3 protein-coding genes and 1 pseudogene are annotated in these 1,970 nt (G+C 33.9%); all 4 read right to left on the reverse strand.

Annotation, left to right across the window (positions count from 1 at the left end; genetic code table 11):
- Nucleotides 1–479: 479 nt before the first annotated feature.
- Nucleotides 480–1,280, reverse strand: coding sequence for a type ISP restriction/modification enzyme (locus GBI66_RS19775; protein WP_308464067.1), 801 nt, complete (start codon nt 1,278–1,280; stop codon nt 480–482).
- The gene (locus GBI66_RS19830; RefSeq protein ID WP_266095282.1) at nt 1,238–1,384 is read right to left on the reverse strand and encodes a type ISP restriction/modification enzyme; all 147 of its coding nucleotides are present in this window, start codon (nt 1,382–1,384) and stop codon (nt 1,238–1,240) included. Before GBI66_RS19830 ends, GBI66_RS19775 begins: the two co-directional genes overlap by 43 nt.
- Nucleotides 1,381–1,509, reverse strand: a complete 129-nt coding sequence (locus GBI66_RS19880; RefSeq protein WP_373885798.1) for a type ISP restriction/modification enzyme — start codon at nt 1,507–1,509, stop codon at nt 1,381–1,383. Before GBI66_RS19880 ends, GBI66_RS19830 begins: the two co-directional genes overlap by 4 nt.
- 92 nt (nt 1,510–1,601) lie before the next feature.
- Nucleotides 1,602–1,970 (reverse strand): annotated as a pseudogene (locus GBI66_RS19780) (type ISP restriction/modification enzyme); the annotation flags it as partial.

A 1,970-nucleotide genomic window follows, 5' to 3' on the forward strand; every position in this document is an offset into this window, starting at 1 on the left:
ATCATTCTCCAGTAATTTTAAAATAAATATGCCTTCTAGTTTCTTCTTTTTTTTTATCAAACTTAGAACACGATTGAACATCACAAGTAACCTCATGCTCTATTTAAAAACACTTTATCTAAAGCTCAATAAATAATGGCAATTAAAATAAATCCTAAGTATTTGAATATGTAATTATTATTTTTCTTTATCGTCAACCATTTAAATTTTTAGAAACAAAGATTGTAGTCTTAGTAAACCCTATAAGAATAAAAAAAACCCTAAATCGTTATGATTCAGGGCTTTGGAGTTCATGTAACTTCATAAAAAGTTATATGACTTTAATATCTTGGTAGGTATATCCAATACCTAACAAAACAATAAACATATAATATTTAACAATTTTAATAAAAATAACACACTATGATACACATAATGATACAAAATAAAGCATGGTAATTAATTTATTATTCTATTTTAACAGACTAGCCGTGTTACATCTAAATTTCTAACTGCGGCAAAGCCTTCACAATCTTCATGGTTTCGAGGCTGACTGTAATCACTCTCAAAAACAACTCAAGCGGATAAACTACATTACCCATTGTTTCAATTGCCCACTCGTTTGCATTATTGGTAATGCCACTATCTTTATGAGTAGAAACACTTTGTCGTTCCATTACCCACTCAAGTGCAGACTTCCCATTTACAACATATTCATAAGCTTCTAATGGAATGTTTCGAATCGTAATTTTTGAATTATAAACTACCGTTTCTTTCTCACCTTTTTTAGCAAATTTCATTTTTTCAACATAAAAATCATCATCTGATAACTGTTCATAGGCTATATTACCCGTGTCTAATTGTGCTGGATAAATTTCTACTTTTTCGTAATTCAAATGCCAGTATGCTAAATCACGACCTGCTTGACTGAATATCCAAAAGTCTTTAGCTTTTTTAACACATGGAATACGCGGCAATTCTTTAGTTAAATTATCTGCAAAACGTGTACGGTAATCCTCGCTATGAAGTAAACCATAGACATAGTAAAAAATGTCTTCTTTCGTAATAATTTCAGTAGGATAAGCTTTCTTAAAGTGTTCTAATCCAGTATCACTAATTCCATCTTTACGAACTAGCTTAGGCTGCTCTTTTTGCGTATTTACTTGATCATTATCCGTATGACTTTTAGCTTGTTCTGTAAATAAATCACCTTGTGATTTTCCAAATAACTCACCTTGATCTAATGTATTTTGACTCATTACTTGTTCCCCTCCGTTTCGTATAGGTACAAAGGAAAGCATTGTGCATCCCCTATCAGATGCAGATCTGGAATCATATCTGTCATTAACACTGAAAAGCCTTTGTTGCCTGTTATTGTCAAACATATTGCAAGATTCTGATTCATTTGCTGCTCCCTTCTTCCTCGCTGTCTGTTTCGTAGAGATAGAGTGGGAAGCACTGCCCATTGGCTTGAAGTTGTACGTCTGGAATAATGTCCGCCATAATAACGGAGAAGCCCCTGTTCGCCATTGTGGATATACAGATAACAAGGTTTTGAGGTTGATCCGATTGGTGTTTTTGGTGTATAATGTTGCGTTGCGTTGCGTTGCGTTGCTCAAGGATTCACCAACTTCAACTTCGCTAGTCTCTTCATACAGAGATAACGGGAAACATTGCCCCTTTGCCACCATTTCCAAATCAGAGATTTTATCCGTAATCAGAGCTGAAAAATCCTTTGTTGCTCCTTTTCCTGTAACTGATATAACTTTATTAATATCACCGCTACATGGAAAAATTTTAGGGATTTGGCCTACGCGATGAGTTAACCCGCCACCAAAATATGTCCACTGTTTACTAAATGGCCTATACATACTCAGTTTATAAAGTTCAGAATTGTGCTTAATTTCAACATTATCTTCTAAGCTTTTCTTTAGGCTGGAAGTCCAACTAATCTTTTCAGGATTATTATCAACAAATTTATCTACCCCTTC

The sequence above is a fragment of the Acinetobacter sp. TUM15071 genome (assembly GCF_008980925.1).
GTDB lineage: Bacteria > Pseudomonadota > Gammaproteobacteria > Pseudomonadales > Moraxellaceae > Acinetobacter > Acinetobacter dispersus.

Bases quoted from the DNA above. Each gene is read 5' to 3' on its own strand.
- GBI66_RS19880 (WP_373885798.1), bottom strand. From the start codon at position 1,509: ATGGCGAACAGGGGCTTCTCCGTTATTATGGCGGACATTATTCCAGAC.
- GBI66_RS19830 (WP_266095282.1), bottom strand. From the start codon at position 1,384: ATGAATCAGAATCTTGCAATATGTTTGACAATAACAGGCAACAAAGGC.
- GBI66_RS19775 (WP_308464067.1), bottom strand. From the start codon at position 1,280: ATGCTTTCCTTTGTACCTATACGAAACGGAGGGGAACAAGTAATGAGT.